Origin of the sequence: Nocardioides zeae, from assembly GCF_030818655.1 — a bacterium.
Taxonomy (GTDB): Bacteria; Actinomycetota; Actinomycetes; order Propionibacteriales; family Nocardioidaceae; genus Nocardioides; species Nocardioides zeae_A.
The window spans coordinates 3,231,565-3,257,861 of the sequence record NZ_JAUTAN010000001.1 but is presented as its reverse complement, the minus strand read 5'-3'; the positions used below and the strand labels follow the sequence as shown (position 1 = coordinate 3,257,861).

Sequence of the window (26,297 nt, the reverse complement as noted above, 5' to 3'; positions counted from 1 at the left end):
AGCATGGCGCCCATGTCTGCGTCGCCCGCCACCACGTACGTCTCCTGCACCGTCGAGGACGGCATCGCGCGCGTCGTGCTCGACCGGCCCGACAAGCTCAACGCGCTCACCCTCGACACCCTCGAGGACCTGATCCGCGTCGCGCGGTGGCTGCGGCACGACCGCAGCCTCCGCGCGGTGATCCTCAGCGGGGCGGGCGACTCGTTCTGCGCCGGGCTCGACTTCGGCACCGTGCTGAAGAAGCCCGGCCGGGTCGCGCGGGCCCTCGTGCCCTCGCCGTTCCGGGGCACCAACACCTTCCAGGAGGCGTGCTGGGCGTGGCGGCGGTTGCCGGTGCCGGTGATCGCGGCCGTCCACGGCCACTGCTACGGCGGCGGGCTGCAGATCGCGCTCGCGGCCGACTTCCGGTTCACGACGCCGGACGCCCGCTGGTCGGTGCTCGAGGGCAAGTGGGGCCTCATCCCCGACATGAGCGGGGTGCGCAGCATCTCGGAGCTCGTCGGCCTCGACGTCGCCAAGCGGCTCGCGATGACCGCTGAGATCGTCTCGGGCAAGGAGGCGCTCGACCTCGGGCTCGTCACGGGCGTCGACGCGGACCCGGTGGCCGCGGCGGAGTCGCTCGTGGCCGAGATCAAGGCGAAGTCGCCCGACGCAGTGGCGGCCGCGAAGCGCCTGTTCGACGGCGCGCAGACCTCGAGCGCTCGGCACACGTTCGCGCGTGAGCGCATCGAGCAGGTCGTCCTGCTCGCCACGCGCAACACCCGCATCGCCCGCGAGTCCGCCTTCGCCAAGATCGCGCCCACCTTCGGGCCGCGCTCGCGCTGACGGCTCAGGCGACGGTCTCCGTCGACTCGCTCGCAGCAGCGCGCCGGCGGTCCTGCGCACGACGGCGCCGGTGCTCCGCCCAGGCCACGGCGAGGCCGACCACGACGGGGAGGAGGTACGGCGCGACCCGGGCCGCCCGTCGTACCCACTCCGGCTCGTGCCAGGTCGGCAGGTCCGGCAGGTCGGGCCAGGGGACGCGGGGCAGGTCGGGCCACGAGATGCTCGGCAGGTCGGGCCAGGGGACGCTCGGCAGGTCCGGCAGCGGGATGTGGCCGAGCAGCCCCACGAGCCGGAGCATGACCCACACGCCCGCGATCGGCAGCACGACCTTGGCCGCGCCGGACACCACGTGGCGGGCCCCGGTGCGGACCGGGTGCCGCCGGGCCTCCTCCTCGCGTGCGGCTGCGGGAGAACCGGCGTCCGGGACGAGGTCGATCCCACCGCGCCCGAGGTGGGCGGCGGCGCGCGGTCCGAGGCGCCGCCCGTCTTCCGTCGGCGGGTACCAGGTCACCCGGGTCGCGTCGCCGAAGTAGCTGCGCCGGACCGCCAGGGCGCCCAGCCCCCGGTCCTCCGGGGTGAGGACGGCGGTGTCGCTACCGCCGTCCTTGCAGGTCGCCGCGATCTCGCCGTCGACGAACCAGGTCACCTTGTCCTCGGCGGTCGGGTCCGTGATGACGCGGTGATCCCGCGGCGCCCCGTGCAACGACCAGCCCTGGCCGACGGGCTGCGCATCAGCCGCCACCGTCGGAACATCCGCCACCCGGCAACTCTAGGGCCAGCGGAGTCCCACCGTCTCCTCGCTGATCTCCCACAGCCGCCGCTGCGCCTCCGGGTCACGGGCCAGCGTCGTCGACCCCACCGGGCGGGGGAGGCCACGGAGCTGGCTGAACCCGCTCGGGCCGCAGTAGGTGCCACCCCGGAGGTCGGCGGTGGCCGCCATCAGCGTCGGCAGTGCGCCGTCGTCGGCGGACTGCGCTGTCGCGGACGCCACCCCGTTGAGGATCGAGGCGAGCCCGCCCGAGCCCCGACCGGTCTGGCCGTAGGACAGGAGGTGGGTCGCGGCGTACCCCGGGTGCGCGGCCAGCGCCCGCACCGGCACGCCCGCCGCCTCGGCGCGGCGCTGGAGCTCGTAGGTGAAGAGCAGGTTGGCGAGCTTCGTCTGCGCGTAGACGCCCCAGCGCGAGTACCGCCGGGGCGGGGTGCGCGGGTCGCCGAGGGGCGCGCGCCGCGCGACCGTGTGCATGAAGGACGACACGGACACGACCCGCCCGCCGCCGTCGGCGACGAGCTGGGGCCAGAGCAGCCCGGTCAGCAGGAAGTGGCCGAAGTGGTTGGTCGCCATCTGGAGGTCGAGCCCGTCCTCGGTGCGCTGCGCGCGGGTGGCCATGACGCCGGCGTTGTTGACGAGCAAGTCGATCGGGCCGAGGCGGGCCGCCTCCGCCGCCGCGGTGCGCACCGAGGCGAGGGAGGCCAGGTCGACGACCAGCCGCTCGAGGTCGGCGCCGGGCACCGCGCGCGTGATGTCGCCCGCCGTGGACTCCAGCTTCTCGGGACTGCGCCCGGCGAGCACGACGCGGGCGCCGGACCGGGCCAGCTCCCGGGCCGTCGCCGTGCCGAGGCCGCTCGTGGGGCCGGTGACGACCGCGGTCTGGCCCGCGAGGTCGGGCATCTCGGCCAGGGACCAGGTGCGGGGCTCGTGCTTCACGGCGTCACCGCCAGGTTCGCGATGACGCGGCGGGCGAGGTCCTCGTCGCCGGACAGCTCCCAGCGCGCGAGGTCGGCGTCGCCGCGGCCGCCGGAGGCGAGGCAGAACGCCTCCAGGTCGGTGCGCAGCGCGGCCGTGGGGGAGTCGAGCTCCTCGACGGGGACCGGGCGGCCGCGACCGTCCTCGCCGACGAGGACGCCGACGGGAGGCAGGGCCCCGACCTCGACCAGCACCGACGTGCCGGGCGCCGGCTTCACCCGCTTGCCCACGACGAAGGGCACCGAGCGGAGGAGGCGCTGTGCGCAGTACGCCGCGGGGAGCCCGTCGAGGCCCCCCGGCCGCCCGACGGCACGCCGCAGGTCCTGCTCGTGCATCCACACGTCGAAGGGCCGGTTGCCGAGGAACGTCTCGGTGTCCCACCCGAGGAGGCCGAAGGGCCCGGGCGCCGTCGCGGACGGGTCGGTCGGAGGGTCGGCCTGGAGCTCGGCGTGCCGCCCCTGCGTCGTGCTCCGCAGCTCCTCCACGAGCGCGGCGGGATCGTCGGCCCGTCGCGCGACCACGCCCTGCTCGGTGAAGCGCCCCAAGTCGTTGCGCACGTGGGGCGCGTCGCCGATCTCGACCTCGGGGTGGGCACCGCCGACCGTGAGCGACTCCAGGTGCACGAGGTGGGCGAGCACGTCCTGCGCCGTCCAGCCCGGGAGGTCGGTCGGGAGCCGCCACTCCTCCGGGGTGAGGGTCGACGCCAGGGCGAGGAAGTCCTCGACGGCCGCCCACCAGACGTCGACGTAGGACGCCAGGCGGGCCGTCGTGTCGGTGTCGGAGGGGACCTCGGCGGCGCTGGGGGGAGGGGTGGGCATGTCCGCCAGGGTAGTGGCGGGCGCACGTCCGGCCCAGGGCGTCGGGCCGCCTGTGGACAGCCGTCCCCGGGTGTCGGCGCCGCCCTCTACCGTCGTCCCCATGACGACCGACCACGGCCTCGTGCCCCGTGTCCGCGCCCCCGAGCTGCGGGGGCGGGGTTGGCTCAACACGGGAGGCCGCGCGCTGACCGCGGCGGAGCTGCGCGGCCGGTTCGTGCTGCTCGACTTCTGGACGTTCTGCTGCGTCAACTGCCTCCACGTCCTCGACGAGCTGCGGCCCGTCGAGGAGCGCCACGCGGAGCACCTCACGGTCGTCGGCGTGCACAGCCCCAAGTTCGTGCACGAGGCGGATCCCGACGCGCTCGTGGCGGCGGTGGAGCGCTACGGGGTGCACCACCCGGTGCTCGACGACCCCGAGCTCCTCACCTGGCAGGCCTACACGGCGCGGGCGTGGCCGACGCTGGTGCTCGTCGACCCGGAGGGCTACGTGGTGGCGCACTACGCGGGGGAGGGCCACGCCCACGCCATCGACCGGCTGCTCGACCGGCTGGTGGCCGAGCACCGCGAGCGGGGCACGCTGCAGCCGGGCGACTCACCCTACGTCGCGCCGCCCGTCACCCCCGGCGACCTGCGGTTCCCGGCGTCGGCGGTGCCGCTGCCCGACGGCCGGGTCCTCGTCGCGGACGCGGGCCACGACGAGGTCGTCGAGCTGGCTGCTCCGGAAGGCCCCGTGCTGCGCCGCTTCGGCGGCTTCCGCGAGCCCAACGGGGTCTGCCTGCTGCCGGCGGAGGTCGCGGCGGCGGTGGGCTACGACGCGGTCGTCGCCGACACGGTCGGCCACCGTCTCGCCGGGCTGCGCCTCGCCGACGGCACGGTCACCACGCTCGCCGGCGACGGCGAGCAGTGGATGCAGGGCGACGGCACCGAGCGCCTCTCCTCCCCGTGGGACGTCGTCTGGTGGCGCGACCGCGTGTGGGTCGCGATGGCCGGCATCCACCAGCTGTGGACCCTCGACCCGCGCACGGGCGCGGTCGAGGTCGCCGCGGGCACGACCAACGAGGGCCTCCTCGACGGGCCGCTGTCCACGGCGTGGTTCGCACAGACGTCGGGGCTGGCGGTGTCCCCCGACGGCGCACGGCTGTGGCTGGCCGACTCCGAGACCTCGTCGCTGCGCTGGATCGAGGTGGACGAGCAGGAGGGGCCGGTCGTCCGCACGGCGGTCGGCACCGGGCTGTTCGACTTCGGGTTCCGCGACGGCCCGGGCGGGGCCGACGACGGTGCAGCGCTGCTCCAGCACCCGCTCGGCGTCACCGCCCTGCCCGACGGGTCGGTCGCCGTCTGCGACACCTACAACGGCGCGGTCCGCCGCTTCGACCCCGCGGCCGGCCCGGCCGGCGAGCTGACGACGCTGGCCACCGGTCTCGCGGAGCCGAGCGCGGCGTACGTCGCGGGTGACGCCCTCGTCGTCGTCGAGTCGACGGCGCACCGGTTGAGCACGGTGCCCCTGGGGTCGGCCGTGACCACCGCGGGCTTCGCCCACCGCACGCAGCGGCCGGTCACCGAGGTGGCGGCCCGGCTCCGGTTGGTGGTCCCGTTCGTGCCGCCGCCGGGACAGAAGGTCGACGAGCGGTTCGGGCCGGCGACGCAGCTCCTCGTGAGGGCGACGCCGCCCGCCCTCCTCCGCGGCGGCGACGGACGCGCGATCCCGTTGACGCGGGAGCTCGAGCTCGACCCGGCGGTCGGGGAGGGCGTGCTGCACGTGGCGGCCCGGGCCGCGTCGTGCGACGCCGACACCGACGGCGAGGTGCCCGTGGGGGCGGCGTGCCACCTCCACCAGCAGGACTGGGGCGTCCCCGTGCGGGTCGCCGACGGCGCGCCGGCGGAGCTGCGCCTCCCGCTCGGGGGCGAGGCCTGAGGCGCTGAGCGCAGGGCGCTAGGCCCGGGCGGCGGTGAGGAAGGCGGTGGCCTGGGCCGTCGCGTCCTCCTCGCCCTCCACGGAGAGGGGGAGGAGCAGGTTGGCGACCGCGTCGCCGTACGCCGCGGCGCAGAACCACTGCTCCGCGCGGCTCTCGTCCTCGAGCACGACGGGCACGTAGCCGCAGGCGACGCCACCACCGCCGTCGACCTCGGAGGAGGCGACCTCCTGCCCCAGGTTGAAGGAGACGGTCTGCGCGGCGAGCTCAGGGGCGTCGACGGCGGCGATCTGGTCGCTGACGAAGATCGCGACGACGAGCTGGTCCGCCAGGTCGGTGCTGTCGTCGACGACGTAGACCGCGCCCGCGGGCGTGCCCTCCGCCCCGGCGGGGCGGTCGTCGAACACCCCGAACGCCTCGTCCAGCCGGGCCTCGGCCTCGGGCGACACGTCGCGGGTCCAGGCGCCTCCGCCGACCGCGTCGAAGGTGTCGGGCGTGACGAGGGAGCCGTCGGCCGCCGCGCCCTCGGTGGAGGAGCCGCCGTCGCCGGACTCCTCCTCGACGGGGTCGCCGTCGGGTTGCCGCACCCACCACACGACCACGACCAGGCCCGCGAGCAGGACCGTGAAGGTCACCCACCAGCGGCGGCGCATCAGGGTCGGTCGGGGGTCGCGGTCCTCGCTCACCCGGCCAAGAGTGCCACCTCGCCGCTCGGGGGCGACCACGGGTGACCCAACCGACAGGCCCCGGGATTGCGGGTGGGGTCGCGCGGCGCCGTACCCTGGTCGACGGCCAGTGACTCCTCGGACCGACAGCGTCGGTCGAGGTCACTCTTCCTTGTGCCCGGTGTGGTGCGTGCGGCTCCCCGCGGCGCAGAGACCAGCGATCGGGTCCATCGAGATCGCGTCTCGTCAGGCCCCCGGACCCGCACCCGTGGTTCCGGGCGCAGACGCATGCCTGTCATCGCGCTGCGCGCGAGGAAGTAGAACCCGCATGTCCGAGAACACCACCACCCCCACGGCCATCTCCGAGGCTGCTCCCGAGGCGACCGTCTTCGACGCGCTGCGCCGCGACATCGTCGCCGCGCTGGCCACGCAGGGCATCACGACCCCGACGCCCGTGCAGGCCGCCGTCATCCCCGACGCGCTCGCCGGCGCCGACGTGCTCGGCCGCGCACAGACGGGGTCCGGCAAGACCCTCGCGTTCGGCATCCCCGTGCTCGAGCGGCTCGCCGGTGGGCGCAGCCGCCCCCACCACCCGCGCGCCGTCATCGTCGTCCCGACGCGCGAGCTCGCCACCCAGGTGGCGCGGTCGCTGCAGCCGCTCGCGGCGGGCGTGGGCCTGAAGCTGACGACGGTGTACGGCGGGGTGCCCTACGAGCGCCAGACCCGCCAGCTGCGCCAGCGCGCCGACATCGTCGTCGCGACGCCGGGCCGCCTGAGCGACCTGGTCGAGCGCGGCCACTGCTCCTTCGACGACATCCAGGTGACGGTGCTCGACGAGGCCGACCACCTGTGCGACCTGGGCTTCTACCCGGCCGTCGACGAGCTCGTCGGCCGCACGCCCGCCGGCAGCCAGCGCATGCTGCTGAGCGCCACGCTCGACGGTGACGTCGACAAGCTGGTGCGGCGCCACCTCACCGCGCCGAAGGTCCACGAGCTCGACCCCAACGCCGGTGCCGTCACGACGATGACCCACCACACCCTCGTCGTGGGCGGCTTCCGCGAGAAGGTCGACGCCGCGGTGCAGCTCGTCGAGGCCAACGGCCGCACCATCGTCTTCACCCGCACCCGCGAGGGCGCCATCGAGCTCGCCGCGGCGCTCGAGCAGCACGGCGTCACCGCCGTCGACCTCCACGGCGACCTGTCGCAGCGGGCCCGCGAGCGCAACCTCGCCCGCTTCTCCTCCGGTACGGCGCAGGTCGTCGTCGCCACCGACGTCGCCGCCCGCGGCATCCACGTCGACGGCGTCGGGCTCGTCGTGCACTTCGACGCGGCGTCCGACCCCAAGGCCTACCTGCACCGCTCGGGTCGCACCGCCCGCGCCGGCACGGACGGCGCCGTCGTCACCATCACGACGCCGAAGTTCCTCGACGCGGTCGTTCGCCTCCAGCGCGGCGCGGCCGTCGAGGTGCGGCACCACGACATCCGCACGGCCCCCCGCCCGATGACCGCCGAGGCCCTCGACGCGTCGGGCACCACCGCGCCGCCGGCGCGCCAGGGTCAGCGCAGCGGTGGTCCGCGTGGGGGTGCCCCGCGCACGGGTGGCCACCGCGGTCGCAGCGACGCCCGCTCCTACGGCGACCGCGGCCGCCGTGACGACCGCCGCGGCCCGCGCACCGAGGACCGTCGGTCCCGCGACCAGCGCCCGGAGCGCAGCGGGCGCTGATCCGGGCGCGGGAAAACGCGGACCGGGGACGGCGGGCTCACGGCGCCCCGCGGTTCTCCTCCAGCCGGGGGAGCGCGTCGCTGAGCTCGTCGGCGACGAGGAGGTCCTTGCGGACCTGGTCGGCGCGGTACGACGCGCGGCCGGCCATGTGCGACGCCACGGGGGCCGTCACCATCTGGAACACCGCCACCAGCAGGAGGATGGCGATGGCCGACGGCTCGCGGAGCCGGAGGGCGAGGCCGAGGACCACGAGCAGCAGGCCGAGCACCTGCGGCTTCGTCGCCGAGTGCATGCGGGTCAGCAGGTCGGGGAAGCGCAGCAGACCGATCGCGGCGATGAGCGAGAGCACGGCACCGGCGAGCAGGAGCACCCCGGCGACGACGTCGAGCACGGCGGTGAGGGTCATCGGCTCATCCTCCGGGTGCGCAGGCTGTGCTCACGGAGGCTCCGCTCGCGGCGGTTGGCGCCGCGGGCGCGGTTGACGGGGTCGTCCGACTGCTCCGCCTCGACGTCGTCGCTGCCGGGCGAGAACCGGGCGACGCTCACCGAGCCGACGAAGCCGAGCAGCGTCGCGACGAGGAGCAGGGGCATGGTCTCGGAGTTGCGGTCGATCGCCGCCTCGACGGCGATCGCGCAGATGCTGATGGCGATCAGCACGTCGAACGCGATCGCGCGGTCGAGGGTGGTCGGTCCGAGGGTCATCCGGATGACGACCAGGAGCGCGGAGACCCCCAGCAGCACCCCGCAGATGATCAGCAGCACGGTCATGACACGGTCTCCTCGAGGTCCTCGTCGCTCACCTTGAAGGCCCGGTGGACCCGGGCCTCCTGCTCGAGCGCGTTGCGCCGCACCCGCTCCATGCCCTCCTCGTCGGTCACGTCGATGGCGTGCAGGTAGAGCGTGTGGCTCCCCCGGTGCGCCTCCACGACGACCGTGCCGGGCACGAGCGACAGGAGCTCGGCCACGACCGTCAGCGCGAAGTCGGAGTCGGTCCGCAGCTGCACCTCGACGAGGGCGCTCGTGAGGGGCTTCGGCGGGAACAGGGTCAACCACGCGATCTGCAGGCTCGCGAGCAGCACGTCCCACAGGAACCGGCCGAGCAGCACGAGCAGGGCCCAGGGGTGCACCTGCACCCGCATCCGCAGCGGAGGGAGCGGGAACACGAGGGACACCGTGACCGCGACCGCCACGCCGCCGAGCAGCGAGAACAGCGAGTACGAGCCCCACAGCACCCACCAGACCAGCGTCAGGACCAGCACCATCGGCCACTGCACGGAGCGGTAGCGGGCGGGTCGCTGCTTCCCGGACCGGGTGGTCTTCATCTGGGGGCTCACGGGGTGTCCTCCCCGAGCACGGAGGAGAAGTACGGCGTGCGTTCCTGGAGGTCCTCCGCGGCCCGGTCGGTGAAGCCGAACAGGGGACCGGCCACGAAGGTGATGACGACGCTGACGAGCACCAGGGCGGCCGCCGGGCCGACCATCGAGAGGGGCAGGCGCTCGGGCAGCGAGCCGTCCATGACCCGCTGGTAGAGGTCGCGGTCGGGCTCGTCGGCGTCCGCCACCCGCTTGGCCTCGGCGAGGTCGCGCTCGCCGAAGGCGACGGAGCCGACGTGCACGTGGCCGCGGTGACGCACGAGCTGGGGCGTCGCGGCGTCCTCCTCGGTGTGGGAGTCGCCCGTGCCCGGGAGGAGCTTCATCATCTCGTGGGCCTGCTCCGGCGAGCGCCAGAAGGCGAGCGCCCAGGTCTTCGCCACGGCGTAGAGCGTGAGCAGGCTGGTGAGGGTGCCGCCCGCGACGAGCACGAGGGCGAGCCACGACCCCTGCGCGAGACCGGCCTGGAGCAGGCCGACCTTGCCGAGGAAGCCGGACAGCGGCGGGATGCCGGCGAGGTTCATCGCGGGGACGAAGAACAGCACGCCCAGCACCGGCGCGAAGCGGGCGAGGCCGCCCAGCCGGAGCAGTGCCGTGCTGCCCGCCCGGCGCTCGATGAGGCCCAGCACCAGGAAGAGCGCGGTCTGGATGGTGATGTGGTGGGCCACGTAGAAGATCGCGCCCGAGAGCCCGGTCGTCGTGGCGAGCGCGACGCCGAAGATCATGTAGCCGATGTGGCTGACGAGCGTGAAGGACAGCATGCGCTTGATGTCCGACTGCGCGATGGCGCCGAGGATGCCGACCAGCATCGTCAGCAGCGCCGCCCACAGGAGGAGGTCGGTGAGCGGGCTGCCGGGGAAGAGCAGCGTCTGCAGCCGGATGATGGCGTAGACGCCCACCTTCGTCAGCAGGCCCGCGAACACCGCGGTGACCGGCGCGGGCGCGGTCGGGTAGCTGTCGGGCAGCCACAGCGACAGCGGGAACACGGCGGCCTTGATGCAGAACGTCACGAGCAGCAGCAGCTGCAGGGTGAGCGCGACGTGGTCGGGCAGGTCGTCCACCCGCTGCGCGATCTGGGCCAGGTTGAGGGTGCCGACCGCGGCGTACACGGCCGCCAGGGCCGCGAGGAACAGCATCGACGACAGCACGTTGACGACGACGTAGATCGTGCCCGCCCGGATGCGGGCCGCGGTGCCGCCGAGCGTCAGCAGCACGTAGCTGGAGAACAGCAGCATCTCGAAGCTGACGAACAGGTTGAAGAGGTCGCCCGCCAGGAAGGCGTTGGAGACGCCGGCGACCAGCACCATGAAGGTCGGGTGGTAGATCGAGACCGGGGTCTCCGACTCGTCGCCGGTCATGCCCTGGCCGATGGAGTAGAGGAGGACGGCGAGCGTCACGATCGCCGACACCAGGAGCATGAGCGCGGCGAGACGGTCGGCGACCAGCGCGATGCCGATCGGCTTCCACTGCCCCAGCCACACGACCTGCGGGCCGTCCTGGTCGGCGGCGACGAGCAGCAGGGCCGCGATGACCACGATCGCGGCCAGCACGCCGACGGTGATCGCCCGCTGCGCCCGCGGGCGCTTCGACAGCATGAGCGCCGCCCCGGCCCCCAGGAGGGGGAGGAGGACGGGGAGCGGTACGAGCGCGGTCATGCGCCCTCCTCCACGGGGTCGTCCTCGTGCTGACCCTTGGTGCTCAGGTCGTAGCTGTCGGAGGTGGCGTCGTCGATGGCGAGCTTGCGGATGGCGGAGTCCTCCACGTCGTCCTGGACGTCGTCGTTGCCGTTGAGCTGCCAGGACCGGTGGGCCATGGCGAGCAGGAACGCGACCGTGCCCAGGGTGATGACGATCGCGGTGAGCACGAGGGCCTGGGGGAGCGGGTCCGCCATGCCCTCGGGGTCGGAGCTGCCGACGATCGGCGAGGTGCCGGCCCGACCGCTCGCGACGAGGAACATGACGTTGACGCCGTTGCTGATGAGCACCAGCCCGACGAGCACGCGGGTGAGGCTGCGCTCGAGCAGCAGGTAGACGCCGGCGCCCATGAGGGCGGCGACCACCACGAGGAGCGTGAGGTTGACCTGCATCAGTGCACCCCTCCGGTCGCACGGGAGACGGAGTCGTCCTCGCGCTCGGCCCGCAGGATCTGCCGGTCGAGGCGTGCCCCGAACGTGCGGAGCAGGTCGAGGATGAGGCCGACGACGACCAGGTAGACCCCGATGTCGAAGACCACCGAGGAGACGAGGTGGGGCTCGCCCAGGAAGCCCAGGTCGACGTACACGTCGTAGGACTGCAGGACCGTTCCCCCGAAGGCCATGGGCGCGAGCGCCGCGAGCGCGGCGATGAAGAGGCCGGTGCCGATGAGCACGCCGGCGTCGATGGGCGCCGCCTCGTCGAGCTCGTAGCGACCGCCCGCCAGGTAGCGGATCATGAGCGCCAGGCCGGTCACCATGCCGGCCGCGAACCCGCCGCCCGGCATGTTGTGGCCCGCGACGAGCAGGTAGATCGCGAAGACCATGATCACGTGGAACACGAGGCGGGTGACCACCTCGAAGATGATCGAGCGGCGGTCGGGGCTCAGCGTGCGGGGTCCGGGCAGCCAGACGCGCCGCCCCGGCTTCGTGGGCTGCTTCTCGACGCCCTTCGGGTAGGGGATGTCGGCGACCCGGCGGATGCCCGACATCCGTGTGTCGAGGAAGATCAGGCTCGCCACGCCGGTGGCCGCGGCGACGAGCACGGAGATCTCGCCCATCGTGTCCCACGCGCGCATGTCGACCAGCGTGGTGTTGACGATGTTCTTGCCGTAGGCGAAGTCGACGGACGCCTGGGGGAACGCCTCCGAGACGGGGGTGGCCGTCCGCGCGGCGGCGGCGATCATCACGAAGACCGCCGCGGCCGTGCCGAACGCGGCCGCCAGCGCCACGCGCCAGTAGCGGCGCCGCGTCAGCGGGCGGTTGGTGAAGTACTCCGGCAGACGTCGCAGCACCAGCACGAAGACGACGAGGGTGACCGTCTCCACGAGCACCTGGGTGAGGGCGATGTCGGGCGCACCCTGGACGAGGAAGAGGAGGCCGCAGCCGTAGCCCGTGACGCCGGCCAGGATCACCGCGCGCAGCCGGCGCCGCGACCGGACCGTCGCGATCGCCGCGGCGACGATGACGAGGCCGATGATGGGCTGCGCCAGGCGGTCGTAGCCCACCAGCTCGATGCGCGACCCGTCGTCGAGGAGGGCGCGCACCGCGGCGTACCCCGGCAGGGCGAGCACCACCAGCAGGATGATCGCCAGGTAGTTGGCCACGGAGCCCCGCTGGAACGAGCCGGTGACCTCGACGGCCGAGCGGTCGACGGCCCGCATGCCGAAGCGGTAGACGCCCTCGGCCGTGACCGGCAGCGCCGTGCGGGCCTGGAAGCGGCAGAGCGGCTCGCGCACGAGGAAGAGCCCGACGCCGACCACGATCGCGACGACGGAGAACCACAACGGGAGGCCGAAGCCGTGCCAGAGCGCGAGGTACTCCTCGTGGGCGCTCGGCACCAGGGTGTCGGCGTACGGCGCGAACGCGGTCGTCAGCGGTGCGCCGGCGAAGCCCGCGCCCAGGCACAGGGCGGCGAGCAGCACGGGGGAGACCGTGAACGCCGGGTGCGGCGCCTTGACCACGGTGGGCTCGACCCCGGGCTTGGTCGCGAACGCGCCCCACAGGAAGCGCGCCGTGTAGCCCACCGTCAGCGCCGAGCCCGCGACGAGACCGGCGACGACGAGCCAGCCCGCCCCCCAGCCGGGAACGCCCGCCGTCTCGCCGTGCGCCAGCTCGAGGAGCGCCGCGAAGACCGACTCCTTGCCGACGAAGCCGAGCAGCGGCGGGAGGCCGGCCATGGAGGCGCCGGCGATGATGCCGGCCGCCGCGACGGCGGGCATCGCGCGGCCGACGCCGGACAGCTCGCGCAGGTCCCGCGTGCCGGTCTGCTTGTCGACGATGCCGACGACGAGGAACAGCGGCGCCTTGAACAGGGCGTGGGCCACGAGCATCGCGAGCCCGGCCAGGGCGGCGGTGCGGGACCCGATCGCGAAGACCACGGTGAGGAAGCCGAGCTGGCTGACCGTGCCGTAGGCCAGCAGCAGCTTGATGTCGCGCTGCCGCAGCGCCCGCCAGCCGCCGATCAGCATGGTGACCGTGCCGAGGGTGAGCAGCGACAGGTGCCAGCCGGGCACCCCGGCGAAGGCCGGGGCCAGCAGGGCGACGAGGTAGATGCCGGCCTTCACCATCGAGGCCGCGTGGAGGTAGGCGCTGACCGGCGTCGGGGCCGCCATCGCGCCGGGGAGCCAGAAGTGGAAGGGGAAGATCGCCGACTTGCTGACCGCGCCGACGAGCATCAGCAGCACCGCGACGGTCACCGCCGGGCCGGACGGCGGGTCGGCGAGGATCCCGGTGATGCGGTAGGTGCCCGCCTCCTGCCCCAGCAGCAGCATGCCGACGAACATGACGAGCCCGCCGAGCGTCGTGACGATGAGGGCCTCCATCGCGGCCAGCCGGCTCGCGCGCTTCGTCGGCTCGAAGCCGATGAGCAGGAAGGAGAAGATCGTCGTGAGCTCCCAGAACACGAAGAGCACGAGCAGGTCGTCGGCGAGGACGAGGCCGAGCATGGCGCCGACGAAGGCCGTGAAGCTCGACGAGAAGATGACGAGGCCGGGATCGCCGTCCTTGAAATACCAGGCGCAGTAGGTCATCACCAGCACGCCGATGCCGGCGACGACGAGCAGCATCACCCACTGCAGCGTGCTCACCGCGAACGCCAGCTCGAGCCCGATCGAGGGCACCCAGTCGACGACGGAGGTGACGGTGCCGCCGTCCTTCACGTCGCCGTAGAGCGTCAGCGCCCAGACCGTGGTGGCCGCCGGGAGGAGCGCCAGCACGAGGAACGCGCGACGACCGAGCAGGCGGACGAGGGCAGGGGCAGCCGCGGCGGCGACGAAGTGGGCGACGGCGACTGCGAGCAAGTGCACGGCCTTCGTGGTCGGTGCTGGTCGCGGGCAGGCGTCAGCAAGGGCGGAACGGAGGTCGGGGCTCGTCCGATTCTAGGCGACGCGTCCAGTGGCCCTCGCGCCCGGTTCAGACGGGCTGCAACGCCAGGCGCAGGGCGATCGCCAGCATGACGACGCCGACGAGGGCTTCCAGCACGCGCCAGGTGCCCGGGCGTTCCAGCAGCCGGTGGGCGCGCCCCGCGCCGTACCCGAGTCCCGTGAACCACAGGACGCTCGCCAGCACCGCCCCCCGCCGCGAACCACCAGCGCAGTGCGGGGCCCTCCTGCTGGGCGACGGAGCCGAGCATGAGCACCGTGTCGAGGTAGACGTGCGGGTTGAGCCAGGTGAGGGCGGCGGCGGTCGCGACCGTCCGGCCGATCCCGCGCCCGGCGGCGGCCGCCGGGTCGAGGGCCGCGGGGCGTACGGCGCGGCGCAGCGCCAACAGCCCGTAGGCCGTGAGGAGCGCGACCCCGCCCCAGCGCAGAACGTCGACGACCGCCGGCGCGAGGGCCACCAGCGTGCCGATCCCGGCGACGCCGGCGACGATCAGCACCGCGTCGGACGCCGCGCACACCGCCACGACCGGGCCGACGTGTCGTCGCAGCAGGCCCTGGCGCAGCACGAAGGCGTTCTGCGCGCCGATCGCGACGATGAGGCCGAGCGCGGTGAGGAGACCTGTCGCGGCGGCGACGGCGGTCGTGGTCGTGTCCATGGCGCCGACGCTAGGCAGCGCGCCGCCTGAAGGGAAGCGAAAGAATCTGCAGGAGCATTAGCATCGCTTCATGTACGCCCCCGCCCAGCTCGCCGCCCTCGTCGCCGTCGTCGAGACCGGCACCTTCGACGCCGCCGCCCGCACGCTGCACGTGACCCCGTCCGCCGTGAGCCAGCGGATCCGGGCGCTGGAGACCCAGGTCGGTCAGGTCGTCGTCTCGCGCAGCGTGCCGTGCCGGGCGACGTCCACGGGGGAGGTGCTCGTGACCCTGGGCCGGCAGACGGCGCTGCTCGCCGCCGAGGCGGACCGCCGGCTCGGCGGCGGTTCCGCCGTGCTGCGCGCCGCCGTGGCCGTCAACGCCGACTCCCTCGCCACCTGGTTCCACGACGTGCTCGAGGTCGCGGCGGGGTGGGAGCGCGTCGCGCTCGAGCTGTACGTCGAGGACCAGGCCCACACGCTCCGGCTGCTCCGGCAGGGCCGGGTGCTCGCCGCCGTCACGTCCGACCCCACCCCCGTGCAGGGCTGCTCGGTGCGGGCGATCGGCGGCCTCCGCTACCACCCCGTCGTGGCCCCGGCCCTGCTCGAGCGGGCCACCGTGGACGGGCGGCTCGACTGGTCGCTGCTGCCGCTCGTGCGCTTCAACGAGCGCGACGACCTCCAGCACGAGATCGTGGCCGCCGCCGGGGCGACGCCACCCGAGGTCGTGCACCGGGTGCCGACGACGGCGGACATGGCGGAGGCCGTGCGCCGCGGGCTCGGCTGGGGCATGTTCCTCGACGGCCAGCTGGGCGACGCCCTCGAGTGCGGTCGGCTCGTGCGCCTGCCGGCCGGACCCGTCGTCGTACCGCTCTTCTGGCAGCGCTGGCGCGTCGCCTCCGACCTGCTCGACCGCCTCACCGACGCGGTCGTGGCGGCTGCCGGGTCACCCGCCTAGCGAGGCCGGCGGTCCCGGCACGGCGACGGCCCCCGGGAAGGATCCCGGGGGCCGTCGGCGTGGTGCAGGTGGAGCGGGGTCAGGCGCGGATCAGAAGGCCGCCTCGTCGAGGTCCATGATCGCCAGGTCGGTGGACTCGGCGATCTTCCGCTCGGCGGAGATCCGGGGGAGGTTCTGCTGCGCGAAGAACTGCGCGGCGGCGACCTTGCCCTCGTAGAACGCCTTGTCCTTGCCCGGGTCGCCGTCCAGCTTGGCGATCGCGACCTCGGCGCCGCGGAGCAGCAGCCAGCCGCAGACCACGTCGCCGAGCGCCATCAGCAGGCGGCTCGTGTTGAGCGCGACCTTGTAGACGTTGCGGATGTCGCCGCCCGACGACGCGTCCGCCGACATGAGGTCGTTGATCATGAGGCCGACCAGCGCGTTGGCGTCGTCGAGGGCGGTGGCGAGCAGCTCGCGCTCGTTCTTGAGGCGACCGTTGCCGGCCTCCGACTCGATGAAGCCCTTGATCTCGCCGGCCAGGTGGCCGAGCGCGCGGCCCTGGTCCTTGACGATCTTGCGGAAGAAGAAGTCCTGGCCCTGGATCGCGGTCGTGCCTTCGTAGAGGGTGTCGATCTTGGCGTCGCGCACGTACTGCTCGATCGGGTACTCCTGCAGGAAGCCCGAGCCGCCGAACGTCTGCAGCGACTCCGTGCCCAGCAGCACCCACGAGCGCTCCGAGCCGTAGCCCTTCACGATCGGCAGGAGCAGGTCGTTGACGGCCTCGGCGAGCTCGTCGCGCTCGCCGGCGGCCTCCGCGATCTGCACCTTGTCCTGCCACGACGCCGTGTAGAGCACGAGCGAGCGCATGGCCTCGGCCGACGCCTTCTGCGTCATCAGCGAGCGGCGCACGTCGGGGTGGTGGGTGATGGTGACGCGGGGGGCGGTCTTCGCCGAGTTGGTGAGGTCGGCGCCCTGCACGCGGCTCTTGGCGTACTCCAGCGCGTTGAGGTAGCCCGTCGACAGCGTGGCGATGGCCTTGGTGCCGACCATCATGCGGGCGTTCTCGATGACCTGGAACATCTGGGCGATGCCGTCGTGGACCTCGCCGAGCAGCCAGCCCTGGGCCGGCTCGCCGCCGCCGACCTGCGGGTCGCCGAAGGTGACCTCGCAGGTGTTGGAGACCTTGATGCCCATCTTGTGCTCGACGTTCGTGACGTAGACGCCGTTGCGCTCGCCCGTGAGCTCGCCGCTCTCGTGGTCGAAGTGGTACTTCGGCACCACGAACAGGCTGAGGCCCTTGGTGCCGGGGCCGCCGACGCCCTCGACGCCGGCCGGGCGGGCCAGCACGAGGTGGATGATGTTGTCCTGCAGGTCGGACTCGGCCGACGTGATGAACCGCTTGACGCCCGTGATGTTCCACGAGCCGTCCTCGTTCGGGGTGGCCTTGGAGCGGCCGGCGCCGACGTCGGAGCCCGCGTCGGGCTCGGTGAGCACCATCGTGGCGCCCCACTTCTTCTCGACCATCAGCTGCGCGATGCGCTTGTCGCGCTCGGTGCCGTTGCGGTGCACCACGCCGGCGAAGGCCGGGCCCGCGGCGTACATCCACACGGGGGCGTTCGCGCCGAGCACGAACTCGCCGAGCGCCCAGACGATGCTGGACGGTGCCTGCTGGCCGCCGAGGTCCTCGACGATCTGGAGGCGCCACCACTCGGAGTCCATCCAGGCGTCGTAGCTCTTCTTGAAGGACGCGGGGATCGGCGCCGTGTGGGTCTCGGGGTCGAAGACCGGCGGGTTGCGGTCGGCGTCCTCGTAGGACGCCGCGAGGTCCTCGCGGCTGAGGCGCTCGACCTCGCGGAGGATCTCGCGCGCGGTCTCGCCGTCGAGCTCCGCGAACGGGCCGCTGCCGAGGATCTCGTCGCGCCCGAGCACCTCGAAGAGGTTGAACTCGATGTCACGCAGGTTGGTCTTGTAGTGGCTCACGGAACTCCACCTTCGTGCGGTCGGTTGGGCGCCAGCGGCGATCGCTACTGGCAAGTAACATGAATGATCCGCCAGACCCGCCGTGGATTCAAGTCGTCGCACCGATTGGTTCCCCGGATCACGTCACTGTCCTGTCGCGGAGATCCACCATGTGGATCCCCCCGGCACCATCGAGACGCCTAACCTAGGTTTTCTTGTCGACTTGGGTCGCCGGGTCGAGATGGAGAGGGAGCGGGATGAAGCAGCTGATCGTGCTGGGCGTGGTGGGGTTCCTCGCCCAGCTCGTCGACGGGTCCCTCGGCATGGCGTACGGCGTGACCTCCTCGACCCTCCTCCTCGCCGCGGGTGTCGCCCCGGCCGCGGCCTCCGCCGCCGTCCACTTCTCCGAGATCGGTACGTCGCTGGTCTCGGGCTTCTCCCACCATCGGCTCGGCAACGTGGACTGGCGCACGGTCGCCATCCTGGCCGGGCCCGGCTTCGTCGGTGCCTTCGTCGGGGCGACGTTCCTCGTCAGTCTCCCCGGCGACACCGCGAAGCCGTGGGTGGCGGGGATCCTGCTCGTGCTCGGTCTCTACGTGATCTACCGCTTCCTCGTGCTCCGCGGGCGGCGGCCGCAGTTCCGTGGCCGCCCGAGCGCGCGCTTCCTCGCGCCCATGGGGCTCTTCGGTGGCGCGCTCGACGCGATCGGCGGCGGCGGGTGGGGCCCGGTCGGCACGACGACCCTCCTCTCGTCCGGCCGGCTCGAGCCCCGGAAGGTGGTCGGCTCGATCGACACCTCCGAGTTCGTGGTCGCGGTCGGTGGCTCGCTCGGCTTCCTCGTGGGGCTCGGTGCCGCGGGCATCGACTGGGGCTACGCGCTCGCGCTCCTCGCCGGCGGCGTCGTCGCGGCCCCGATCGCGGCGTACCTCGTCAAGATCCTCCCGGCGCGCGTGCTCGGTGTCGCGGCGGGCGGTCTCATCGTCCTCACGAACTCGACGACGATCGGCGGCAGCCTGGGGCTCGTGGGCACCCAGGTGGGGGCGCTGGCCGCGGTCGTCGGGGCGCTGTGGATCGCGGGGATCGTGTGGGCGGTGCGCGACGAGATCGCCCTCCGTCGTGCCGAGGCGGGCGCGGGCGAACCGCGCGAGGAGCTCCAGACCGTCTGAGCGGGCGCGTGTCGGCGCCGCCCTTCTGACAGAATCGCGGCATGCGCGTCTCCGCGAAGTCCGACTACGCCCTGCGAGCCCTCATCGAGATGGCCGTCGAGCGCGAGGACGGGCGCCCGGTGAGCGCGGAGGAGCTGGGCCGGCTCCAGGAGATCCCCCACGGCTTCCTGCAGGCGATCCTCGCCGACCTGCGGCGCGCGGGCATCGTGGTGTCGCAGCGCGGGCAGTACGGCGGGTGGCGGCTCCAGCGCGCCGCCGGGGAGATCTCGGTGGCGGACGTGATCCGCGCGGTCGACGGCCCGCTGGTGTCCGTCTACGGGCTGCGCCCGGAGTCGGTGACCTACAACGACTCGGCCGCGGTGCTCCAGCACGTCTGGATCGCGGCGCGCTCCTCGCTCCGCGACGTCTTCGAGAACGTGACCATCGCGCACCTGTCGTCGGGCGACATGCCCGAGGTCGTCACGCGGCGCACCGCCGACGAGGACGCCTGGCAGACGCGCTAGGCCGTCAGGGGCCCGTCAGAGGTCCGGCTGGTCGCCGAACGGATCGGTCAGCACCTCGGCGAGCGTCTCCACCACGGGCCGCAGCTCGCGCCAGTCGGCGCGCACCCGGTCCGCGAACCCCGGTACGCCGATGACCTCGGGCGCGAAGCCGTGGTCGCGCCCGAAGGTGAGCGAGCGGTGGCGCAGCAGCTCGATGCGCGGGTGGTCCTTGGCGAAGCCGCGGGGCGCGGTCTTGAGCGTGTCGCCGCCGACCGACCAGCCCCGGCGCTCCACCGCGGCCACGTCGTCGACGAGCGTCGGGCCGGTGGCGTCGTCCGCGACGTACGCCCGGAAGCGCGCGAGCGCGTCCGCCTCCGCCCGGTAGAAGCCGCCGCCCGTGCGCACGCCCGCGGCCGAGACCTGCACGTAGAAGCCGCAGGACGGGCCGGCGGCGACGAAGGCGCCCTGGTGGGTCTTGTAGGGCGTCTTGTCGCTGCGGAAGCGCACGTCCCGGTAGGGCCGGAACACCTTCGCGGCGCCGAACTCGGCCTCGAGCGCGGCGGTGAGGGCGAGCATCGGGGCGCGGACGGCCGCGTCGTACTGCTCCTTGTGGGCCAGCCAGAACGAGCGGGTGTTGTCGAGCTCGAGGTCGTCGTAGAAGTCGAGCGCGGCCTCGCCGAAGCCCTCGAAGGGGAGAGTCGTGGCAGACATGGAGCGGACGACGAGACTCGAACTCGCGACATCGACCTTGGGAAGGTCGCGCTCTACCAACTGAGCTACGTCCGCACGGCCGCCGCGGGTGGCACGGCCGGGCCCGATGCTACTCGATCGGCGCGAGCCCCGGACGACGCGGGGTGATCGTGTCGCCCGAGGAGCGCCCCGTGAGGCGCCGCTGCACCCACGGCGCGAGGTGCTGGCGTGCCCAGTCGAGGTCGGCGCGGGCGCGCTGGAGACGGGGTACGGCGAGGGCCTCCGCCAGCGGGACGGGCGCGAGACCGTGGTCGGCGAGCCCGAGCGCGTCGAGCACCATCATGGCGACGAACTGGTGGCCGGCCGGCCCGAGGTGCATCCGGTCGACGTCCCACAGCCGTGCGTCGGAGGCGACGAGCTCGCCCGGGAGGCGGTGCGCGATCCGCCACGAGTCCGCCACCACGGCGCCGTGCCGGTCGGCGATCTCGCGGACGTGCTCGTTGTAGAGGGCGAAGCGGCCGCGGATCGGCGCGTAGAGGCCGCCCTGGCCCGGGTCGAACGCCGTGAACAGCACGACCTGCGCGCCGGTGGCGGCGAGGCGCTCCACGCCCTCGTCGTACGCCACCGCGAGGGCGTCGAGGTCCACCTTGGGGCGCACGATGTCGTTGGCGCCGGCGTAGAGCGTCACGAGGTCGGGCTCGAGCGCGATCGCCGGGTCGACCTGCTCCTCGAGCACGGGGACGAGCTTGCGTCCGCGGATGGCGAGGTTGGCGTAGCCGAAGGTCTCGCCGGCGGCCGCGGCGCGGTCCGCGAGCACCTCGGCGACCCGGTCCGCCCAGCCCCGCACCCCGTTGGGGCGGTCGGGGTCGCGGTCGCCGACCCCCTCGGTGAAGGAGTCGCCCAGGGCGACGTAGCGGAGGTACGGGGGCGTGGCAGGCATACCTTCAGTGTGCAACTGGTTGCGGTCGCGGCGCACACCAGGGGTCGGGGCCGCTAGGTTGACCCCCGTGCTTCTCTCCGACCGCGACATCAAGGCCGAGATCGACGCCGGCCGGGTCTCCCTCGAGCCCTACGCGCCCGAGATGGTGCAGCCGTCGTCGGTCGACGTGCGGCTCGACAAGTTCTTCCGGGTGTTCGACAACCACCTGCACGCCCACATCGACCCCGCCGAGGACCAGGCGGACCTGACGCGCGAGGTCGAGACGGGCAGCGACGAGCCGTTCATCCTCCACCCGGGGGAGTTCGTGCTGGGGTCGACCTACGAGGTGGTCGGCCTGCCGGACGACATCGCGGCCCGGCTCGAGGGCAAGTCGTCGCTCGGGCGGCTGGGCCTGCTGACCCACTCGACCGCCGGGTTCATCGACCCCGGGTTCTCCGGGCACGTGACGCTGGAGCTGGCGAACGTGGCGAACCTGCCCATCAAGCTGTGGCCCGGGATGAAGATCGGCCAGCTGTGCTTCTTCCGGCTGAGCTCGGCGGCGGAGCACCCCTACGGCTCGGAGCGCTACGGGTCCCGCTACCAGGGGCAGCGCGGCCCGACGCCGTCGCGGTCCTACCTGAACTTCCACCGCACGACCATCTGACGGCCGGACGGCGGCCTGCCTGCCGTCAGGACATGGCGCGCGTGATCGAGCGCAGTGTCTCCTGGAGCTCGCGGAACTCGAGCACGTCCATCGCCAGCCGCGCCTTGAGGTCGCAGTGCACCTGGGTGACCCCGGCGCGCAGCTCCTCGGCGCGCGGACCCGGTGCGACCGCCCATCCCGCGGGGTCGGTGGCGTCGGGGGCGCGCGTCGCCGTCCGCGCGACGACCATCGACCGCACCGTCGGCTGCAGCTGCTCGACGGGCAGCCGCAGCCGGTCCGCGAGGTGCGAGATGCCGACGGGGCCGTCGGCCTCCCAGAGCGCGAGCAGGGCCAGGTACTGCGGGTAGTCCACCCCCAGGCGGCCCAGGGCCGCGTCGTACGCCGTGACGACCGCGCGCGAGGCGGCCACGAGGTCGGCGCACAGCTGGTGGTCGAGGCGGGGGGTGGTCGCGACGTCGGTCGTCATGCAGGCTCCAGGGGATCCTCGGTGCGGCGGGGGGAGAGCGCCGCCCGAGGGCGCCGGGCAGCAACGTAGGGCCGGATGGTTGAAAACTCAACTTCCTGTCCCCGCGCGCGACGCGGCGAGACGCACGCCACGGGGAGTTGCCAAGGTAAGGCTGGCCTTAGTAGCGTCCGCCGGGTCGTCCTCCCCCGCTCCATGAAGGAATCCCCCGTGCAGCTCTCCTCCCTGCGTCGTGCCTCCGCGCTCGTCGCGGCGACCAGCGTCGCCATGCTCGGCCTCAGCGCCTGTGCCACCGGTTCGTCCGACGAGGACGGTGCGGCTCCCGCGGCGAACTCCAGCGCCGACACCGACGCGTTCCCCGTGACCATCGAGTCGACGTACGGCGAGGCCACGATCGAGGAGGAGCCGCAGCGGATCGTGACGCTCGGCGTCGACGGCGACAACGTCGCCGCGCTGGGCGTCGCGCCGATCGCGGTGCAGAAGATGACCTGGGGCGGCAACGCCGCGGGCACCACGGACTGGTTCGACGACGCGCTCGCCGAGATCGACGGCGCCGAGGCCCCCGAGCTGCTCGACGTCACCGACGCGGTGCCCACCGACCAGATCATCGGCCTCGAGCCCGACGTGGTCATCGCGACCAACTCCGGCCTGACGCAGGACGACTTCGACAAGCTCAGCGACGCCGGCATCCCGGTCATCGCGCACCCGGGCGTCCAGTGGGCCACCACGTGGGAGCAGTCGATGGAGACGACCGGCCAGGCGCTGGGTCGCACCGAGGCTGCTGAGGAGATCATCGCCGAGACCAAGGCCGACCTCGAGGCCACGGCCGAGGAGAACCCGGACATCGTCGGCGCCTCGTTCATCTGGGCGTTCTTCGACCCGACCGACCTCTCCAACGTCGGTGTCTACACGACGGTCGACAACCGCCCGGCGATCCTCGAGGAGCTGGGCATGGTGTCCCCGCCCATCGTCGAGGAGGGGGGCACCGATGCGTTCTACTTCAACGTCTCCGCCGAGCGCGCGGCCGAGCTCGACGCCGACGTGATCCTGGCCTACGGCACGACTCCCGAGGAGTCGGAGCAGCTCGTCCAGACGCCGCTGCTGCAGCAGATCCCGCCGATCGCGAACGGCAACTACGTCATCACGCTCGAGCCGAACGACACCCTGGGCCTCTCGTTCCCGTCCGTCCTGGGCATCCCCTACGCGCTCGACCACTTCATCCCCGAGGTCGCGGCCGCCATCGGTGGCGAGCCCCAGGTCTACTGAGCGACCTCCCGAGTCGAGTGCATCCGTGACCACCACCACGGAGACCTCTCCCGACCTGCCCGGCCGGACCGCCACAGCCGGCCGGGCACGGACGCCACGCCGGAGCACGCCGGCGAGCGTCGCGATCTGCATCGCGGCGCTCGCCGTCGTCGGCGTCGCCTCCCTCTGCATCGGCAACCGGTGGGTCGACCCGCTCGCGCTGCTCGACGCGAGCCACCCCGACCACGTCTTCATGGATGCCCGGCTGCTCCGCACCGGCGTCGGGGCCCTTCTCGGGGCGGCCTTCGGCGTCGCGGGTGCCGCGATGCAGGGCCTGACCCGCAACCCCCTGGCCGACACCGGTCTGCTGGGCGTCAACGCGGGTGCGGCGTTCGCGATGGTCGCCGGCATCACCTACGTCGGCGCCGGGACGATCGGCGGCTACATCTGGTTCGGCTTCATCGGCGCGGGCGTCGCGGCGGTGGCCGTCCACCTCATCGCGAGCCTCGGGCGGGGCGGGGCCACTCCCGCCAAGCTCGTCATCGCCGGCGCCGCGGTCACCGCGGCCCTCTCCAGCTGGACCACGGCCATCCTCCTGATGAGCCGCGAGACCATCGACGCCACGCGACGCTGGCAGGTCGGCAGCGTGGCGGGCAAGCAGACCGACGCCCTGCTCACGGCGCTCCCGTTCATCGTCGTGGGCTTCGTGCTCGTCCTCGGCAGCGCCCGGGTGCTCAACGCGCTCGCGCTCGGCGACGACCTCGCCCGCGGCCTCGGCCGCAACACCACCCGCGACCGTCTCGTCGTGGGCCTCGGCCTCGTGCTGCTCGTCGGCGCCTCGGTCGCGCTCGCGGGCCCGATCGCCTTCCTCGGCCTCCTCGTGCCCCACCTCGTGCGCATGCAGGTGGGCGGGGACTACGCGAAGGTGCTGCCCCTCAGCGCCGCCTGGGGCGCCGTGCTCATGGTCGGCGCCGACACGGTGGGCCGCTTCGTGCTGCCCCCGAGCGAGATCCAGGTCGGCGTCATGATCGCCGTCATCGGCGCGCCGCTCTTCCTCGTGATGATCCGCCGCGGGAGGTTGGGAAGCCTGTGACCGTCCTCAGCGAGCGCCCCTCCGAGGTGCTCACCCAGGTCGTGGCCGCGGACGTCGAGCGCGTGCGTCGCGCCCGTCGCGCGCCGCGCCGGCGGCACGCCCTCGTGCTCGGCGGGCTCGCCGTGCTCACCTTCACGCTGTTCTGCGTGCACCTGCTGCTCGGCGGCTACACCTTCACGGCCCCCGACGCGGTGCGCATCATCCTCGGCGACGGCATCGGGCGTCCGACCGCGGAGTTCATCATGATGGAGTCGAAGCTCCCGCGGGCCCTGACGGCCGTCGGGGTGGGTGCCTGCTTCGGCATCGGCGGCGCCGTCTTCCAGACCACCCTCCGCAACCCGCTCGCCAGCCCCGACATCATCGGGATCAGCACGGGCGCGAGCACCGCGGCCGTCCTCGCGCTGCTCACCTTCGGGCTCCGGGGCGACGCCGTCGCCCTCGCCTCCGCGGCCGGCGCGGTGGCCACCGCCCTGCTCGTGCGGTGGGTGGCCGGCGGCCTGGGTGGCTACCGCCTCGTGCTCGTCGGGGTCGGCGTCGCCGCCGCGCTGGTGTCGGTGACGCAGTACCTCTTCACCCGTGCCGCCGTCTGGGACGTCCAGCTGGCGCTGCGCTGGATCACGGGCAGCCTCTCCGACGCCGACTGGCAGAAGGTGCAGGTGCTCGCCCTGGCGCTCGTCGTCCTGCTGCCGCTCGTCTGGTGGGCGAGCCGGGACCTGCGCGTCAACGAGCTGGGGGAGGACGCGGCGGTGGGGCTCGGCGTACCGCGGCGTCGGCCCGACCTGCTCATGCTCGTGGCCGTGCTACTCGTCGCCGCCGGCGTCGCCGGGGCCGGTCCCGTGGCGTTCCTCGCGTTCCTGTCGGCGCCCATCGCCCGCGGCCTCAACAAGGGCCGCACGAGCATCGCCGGCGCCGCTCTGGTGGGTGCCTGCATCCTGCTGGCCGCCGACCACGTCGGCGCCAACTACATCGGCGACGTCACGATGCCGGCCGGCATCATCACCGGCGCCGTCGGCGCCCCGTTCCTCCTCTGGCTGATGGCCAGGGGCGCCACCGGAAGGAGCCCGCGGTGAGCACGACCGCTCCCACGCGCCTGTACGCCGAGGGCGTCTCGCTCGGCTACGACGACCGCACCGTCGTCGACGACCTGACCGTCGCCATCCCCGACGGGAAGGTGACCGTCATCGTCGGCGGCAACGGCTGCGGCAAGTCCACGCTGCTCCGCGGCATGGCGCGGCTGCTGCGCCCCCAGGGCGGCGCGGTCCTGCTCGACGGCGAGGCCGTCCACACGATGCCGACCAAGCAGGTCGCCCGCCGCCTCGGCCTGCTGCCGCAGAACCCGATCGCGCCCGAGGGCGTCACCGTCGTCGACCTCGTCGGCCGCGGTCGCCACCCGCACCAGAGCGCCCTGCGCCGCTGGAGCCGCGACGACGACCGGGCGGTGGCCGAGGCGCTCGCGCTCACCGACACGACCGACCTCGCCGAGCGGGTGGTCGACGAGCTGTCCGGCGGCCAGCGCCAGCGGGTCTGGATCGCCATGGCCCTCGCCCAGGGCACCGACCTGCTGCTGCTGGACGAGCCGACGACGTACCTCGACGTCGCCCACCAGGTCGAGATGCTCGACCTGCTGGCCGAGCTCAACCTGCGCGCCGGCACGACGATCGTCATGGTGCTGCACGACCTCAACCTGTCGGCGCGCTACGCCGACCGCCTCGTCGCGATGAAGCAGGGCCGCGTCGTCGCGGAGGGCACGCCCGCGGAGGTCGTCACGGAGGACAACGTGCGTGACGTCTTCGGCCTCGAGAGCCGCGTCATCCCCGACCCGGTCTCCCACACCCCGTTGGTCGTCCCGGTCGGCCGCCACCTCGGCCGGCCCGGCGCGACCATCGACGACCCCCTGGCGAAGGAGCACCCGTGAG

26 protein-coding genes, 1 tRNA gene and 1 pseudogene are annotated in these 26,297 nt (G+C 73.4%); 11 read left to right on the top strand and 17 right to left on the bottom strand.

Going from position 1 to position 26,297, the window contains the following annotated elements; all coding sequences use genetic code 11:
* Positions 1 to 12: 12 nt before the first annotated feature.
* On the top strand, positions 13 to 825 hold the full coding sequence (locus QE405_RS15460) for a crotonase/enoyl-CoA hydratase family protein (RefSeq protein ID WP_307202329.1): 813 nt from the start codon (positions 13 to 15) through the stop codon (positions 823 to 825).
* Positions 826 to 829: 4 nt separating this feature from the next.
* Here QE405_RS15460 and QE405_RS15455 read toward each other — a convergent pair whose 3' ends face one another.
* From QE405_RS15455 to QE405_RS15445, 3 genes are read right to left on the bottom strand one after another with little or no spacing between them, the layout of a single operon-like run.
* On the bottom strand, positions 830 to 1,585 hold the full coding sequence (locus tag QE405_RS15455) for a hypothetical protein (RefSeq protein ID WP_307202327.1): 756 nt from the start codon (positions 1,583 to 1,585) through the stop codon (positions 830 to 832).
* 9 nt (positions 1,586 to 1,594) lie between these two features.
* Entirely contained in the window at positions 1,595 to 2,530 is a 936-nt protein-coding gene (locus QE405_RS15450; protein WP_307202325.1) for an oxidoreductase, read from the bottom strand.
* Entirely contained in the window at positions 2,527 to 3,387 is an 861-nt protein-coding gene (locus QE405_RS15445; RefSeq protein WP_307202322.1) for a maleylpyruvate isomerase family mycothiol-dependent enzyme, read from the bottom strand. The genes QE405_RS15450 and QE405_RS15445 overlap by 4 nt, the downstream gene beginning before the upstream one ends.
* 100 nt (positions 3,388 to 3,487) lie before the next feature.
* Between QE405_RS15445 and QE405_RS15440 the strand changes: the two genes are divergently transcribed.
* On the top strand, positions 3,488 to 5,302 hold the full coding sequence (locus QE405_RS15440; protein WP_307202321.1) for an NHL domain-containing thioredoxin family protein: 1,815 nt from the start codon (positions 3,488 to 3,490) through the stop codon (positions 5,300 to 5,302).
* Between the two features lie 18 nt (positions 5,303 to 5,320).
* Here QE405_RS15440 and QE405_RS15435 read toward each other — a convergent pair whose 3' ends face one another.
* Complete coding sequence (locus QE405_RS15435; RefSeq protein WP_307202319.1) at positions 5,321 to 5,986, bottom strand: hypothetical protein; 666 nt, start codon at positions 5,984 to 5,986, stop codon at positions 5,321 to 5,323.
* Positions 5,987 to 6,293: 307 nt separating this feature from the next.
* Between QE405_RS15435 and QE405_RS15430 the strand changes: the two genes are divergently transcribed.
* On the top strand, positions 6,294 to 7,688 hold the full coding sequence (locus tag QE405_RS15430; RefSeq protein WP_307202317.1) for a DEAD/DEAH box helicase: 1,395 nt from the start codon (positions 6,294 to 6,296) through the stop codon (positions 7,686 to 7,688).
* A gap of 37 nt (positions 7,689 to 7,725) precedes the next feature.
* Here QE405_RS15430 and mnhG read toward each other — a convergent pair whose 3' ends face one another.
* The 8 genes and pseudogenes from mnhG to QE405_RS15390 form a co-directional block, all read right to left on the bottom strand.
* Positions 7,726 to 8,094 carry a monovalent cation/H(+) antiporter subunit G gene (gene mnhG, locus QE405_RS15425; RefSeq protein WP_307202315.1) on the bottom strand — a complete coding sequence of 123 codons (369 nt, stop codon included), beginning with the start codon at positions 8,092 to 8,094 and terminating at the stop codon, positions 7,726 to 7,728.
* On the bottom strand, positions 8,091 to 8,456 hold the full coding sequence (locus QE405_RS15420; protein WP_307202313.1) for a monovalent cation/H+ antiporter complex subunit F: 366 nt from the start codon (positions 8,454 to 8,456) through the stop codon (positions 8,091 to 8,093). Before QE405_RS15420 ends, mnhG begins: the two co-directional genes overlap by 4 nt.
* Positions 8,453 to 9,022, bottom strand: a complete 570-nt coding sequence (locus QE405_RS15415) for a Na+/H+ antiporter subunit E (RefSeq protein WP_307202311.1) — start codon at positions 9,020 to 9,022, stop codon at positions 8,453 to 8,455. The genes QE405_RS15420 and QE405_RS15415 overlap by 4 nt, the downstream gene beginning before the upstream one ends.
* Positions 9,019 to 10,713, bottom strand: a complete 1,695-nt coding sequence (locus QE405_RS15410; RefSeq protein WP_307202309.1) for a Na+/H+ antiporter subunit D — start codon at positions 10,711 to 10,713, stop codon at positions 9,019 to 9,021. The genes QE405_RS15415 and QE405_RS15410 overlap by 4 nt, the downstream gene beginning before the upstream one ends.
* Positions 10,710 to 11,144 carry a Na(+)/H(+) antiporter subunit C gene (locus tag QE405_RS15405; protein ID WP_307202307.1) on the bottom strand — a complete coding sequence of 145 codons (435 nt, stop codon included), beginning with the start codon at positions 11,142 to 11,144 and terminating at the stop codon, positions 10,710 to 10,712. Before QE405_RS15405 ends, QE405_RS15410 begins: the two co-directional genes overlap by 4 nt.
* Positions 11,144 to 14,056, bottom strand: coding sequence for a Na+/H+ antiporter subunit A (locus tag QE405_RS15400; protein WP_307202305.1), 2,913 nt, complete (start codon positions 14,054 to 14,056; stop codon positions 11,144 to 11,146). The genes QE405_RS15405 and QE405_RS15400 overlap by 1 nt, the downstream gene beginning before the upstream one ends.
* Positions 14,057 to 14,162: 106 nt before the next feature.
* A complete protein-coding gene (locus QE405_RS15395; protein WP_307202303.1) occupies positions 14,163 to 14,318 on the bottom strand; it encodes a LysE family transporter in 156 nt (51 codons plus the stop codon).
* Positions 14,319 to 14,385: 67 nt separating this feature from the next.
* Positions 14,386 to 14,787: pseudogene (locus tag QE405_RS15390) on the bottom strand (LysE/ArgO family amino acid transporter); the annotation flags it as partial.
* A 70-nt stretch (positions 14,788 to 14,857) separates the two neighbouring features.
* Between QE405_RS15390 and QE405_RS15385 the strand changes: the two are divergent.
* The gene (locus QE405_RS15385; protein WP_307202301.1) at positions 14,858 to 15,721 is read left to right on the top strand and encodes an ArgP/LysG family DNA-binding transcriptional regulator; all 864 of its coding nucleotides are present in this window, start codon (positions 14,858 to 14,860) and stop codon (positions 15,719 to 15,721) included.
* Positions 15,722 to 15,811: 90 nt separating this feature from the next.
* On the opposite strand, the gene QE405_RS15380 is transcribed toward QE405_RS15385, so the two are convergent.
* Entirely contained in the window at positions 15,812 to 17,680 is a 1,869-nt protein-coding gene (locus QE405_RS15380) for an acyl-CoA dehydrogenase (RefSeq protein ID WP_307202300.1), read from the bottom strand.
* Between the two features lie 236 nt (positions 17,681 to 17,916).
* Here QE405_RS15380 and QE405_RS15375 point away from each other — a divergent pair, with 236 nt between their 5' ends.
* Together QE405_RS15375 and QE405_RS15370 are read left to right on the top strand one after the other, a co-directional pair.
* Positions 17,917 to 18,825: a sulfite exporter TauE/SafE family protein gene (locus tag QE405_RS15375; protein ID WP_307202299.1), complete on the top strand. Its 909-nt coding sequence runs from the start codon at positions 17,917 to 17,919 to the stop codon at positions 18,823 to 18,825.
* A gap of 41 nt (positions 18,826 to 18,866) precedes the next feature.
* Positions 18,867 to 19,328, top strand: coding sequence for an RrF2 family transcriptional regulator (locus QE405_RS15370; RefSeq protein ID WP_307202297.1), 462 nt, complete (start codon positions 18,867 to 18,869; stop codon positions 19,326 to 19,328).
* Between the two features lie 15 nt (positions 19,329 to 19,343).
* Here QE405_RS15370 and QE405_RS15365 read toward each other — a convergent pair whose 3' ends face one another.
* From QE405_RS15365 to QE405_RS15355, 3 genes are all read right to left on the bottom strand, one after another.
* Positions 19,344 to 20,018 carry a DUF2461 domain-containing protein gene (locus QE405_RS15365; RefSeq protein ID WP_307202295.1) on the bottom strand — a complete coding sequence of 225 codons (675 nt, stop codon included), beginning with the start codon at positions 20,016 to 20,018 and terminating at the stop codon, positions 19,344 to 19,346.
* Positions 20,018 to 20,093 (bottom strand) — tRNA-Gly (locus QE405_RS15360). The genes QE405_RS15365 and QE405_RS15360 overlap by 1 nt, the downstream gene beginning before the upstream one ends.
* Positions 20,094 to 20,127: 34 nt before the next feature.
* Positions 20,128 to 20,937 (bottom strand): SGNH/GDSL hydrolase family protein, encoded by an 810-nt coding sequence (locus QE405_RS15355; RefSeq protein ID WP_307202293.1) that lies wholly within the window; start codon positions 20,935 to 20,937, stop codon positions 20,128 to 20,130.
* A gap of 67 nt (positions 20,938 to 21,004) precedes the next feature.
* On the opposite strand from QE405_RS15355, the gene dcd reads away from it, so the two are divergent.
* A complete protein-coding gene (gene dcd, locus QE405_RS15350; RefSeq protein WP_307202291.1) occupies positions 21,005 to 21,580 on the top strand; it encodes a dCTP deaminase in 576 nt (191 codons plus the stop codon).
* A gap of 25 nt (positions 21,581 to 21,605) precedes the next feature.
* Here dcd and QE405_RS15345 read toward each other — a convergent pair whose 3' ends face one another.
* Positions 21,606 to 22,046 carry a MarR family winged helix-turn-helix transcriptional regulator gene (locus QE405_RS15345; protein ID WP_307202289.1) on the bottom strand — a complete coding sequence of 147 codons (441 nt, stop codon included), beginning with the start codon at positions 22,044 to 22,046 and terminating at the stop codon, positions 21,606 to 21,608.
* A gap of 207 nt (positions 22,047 to 22,253) precedes the next feature.
* Here QE405_RS15345 and QE405_RS15340 point away from each other — a divergent pair, with 207 nt between their 5' ends.
* From QE405_RS15340 to QE405_RS15325, 4 genes are read left to right on the top strand one after another with little or no spacing between them, the layout of a single operon-like run.
* Positions 22,254 to 23,309, top strand: coding sequence for an ABC transporter substrate-binding protein (locus QE405_RS15340; protein ID WP_307202287.1), 1,056 nt, complete (start codon positions 22,254 to 22,256; stop codon positions 23,307 to 23,309).
* Positions 23,310 to 23,334: 25 nt separating this feature from the next.
* A complete protein-coding gene (locus tag QE405_RS15335) occupies positions 23,335 to 24,381 on the top strand; it encodes a FecCD family ABC transporter permease (RefSeq protein ID WP_307202285.1) in 1,047 nt (348 codons plus the stop codon).
* Complete coding sequence (locus QE405_RS15330; protein WP_307202283.1) at positions 24,378 to 25,451, top strand: FecCD family ABC transporter permease; 1,074 nt, start codon at positions 24,378 to 24,380, stop codon at positions 25,449 to 25,451. Before QE405_RS15335 ends, QE405_RS15330 begins: the two co-directional genes overlap by 4 nt.
* Positions 25,448 to 26,296, top strand: a complete 849-nt coding sequence (locus tag QE405_RS15325) for an ABC transporter ATP-binding protein (protein ID WP_307202281.1) — start codon at positions 25,448 to 25,450, stop codon at positions 26,294 to 26,296. Before QE405_RS15330 ends, QE405_RS15325 begins: the two co-directional genes overlap by 4 nt.
* Position 26,297: the final 1 nt, after the last annotated feature.